We start from the raw sequence: 471 nt of genomic DNA, 5'->3' as shown, positions 1-471 counted from the left end.
CATCCCCACCCCCTTGGCCCGAGCCTCCCGGGCGGCCTGGAGGTAGAGGGCGGCGTAGCGGACATTGGGGGGCACGGTGTAGGGCTCGGCCCACCCGGCCCTCACCAGCTCCAGGTTCACCTGGAGCAACCGGCTCCCCCCGTGGATCCAGTCTCCCCTGGGATCCTCCAGGTACAGGTAGGCCAGCACCCTCCGGTAGCGGTCCCGCTCCTGGGCGTCCAGCTCCACCCACACCGTCCTCCCCTGGAGCCCCTGGAGCAGGCGGGCGAGGAAGGCCTTGGCCTCGAGGCCGAGCCTCACCTCCTCGGGGCCCGAGGTGCGGTGGTTGTAGGTGGACTCCGGGGCGTCCACCCCGATGAGGCGCACCGGCCCGAGGCCCTGAAGCTCCACCGTGTCCCCGTCCACCACCTTGAGCACCTGAACGGGGCCCTGGAGCCTGCCTTGGGAAGAAAGGGCCAAGGCCAGGCCCAT

Annotated in this window: 1 protein-coding gene; it reads right to left on the bottom strand. The window is 71.3% G+C overall.

Going from position 1 to position 471, the window contains the following annotated elements; all coding sequences use genetic code 11:
- A partial coding sequence (locus ACYQ0J_RS00685; protein WP_460170279.1) for a thermonuclease family protein occupies positions 1–471 on the bottom strand: 471 nt, incomplete at both ends.

This window comes from Thermus sp. FJN-A, from assembly GCF_054655095.1.
Note: the sequence above shows the minus strand (reverse complement) of the source record. Positions and strands in the feature narration are given on the sequence as shown.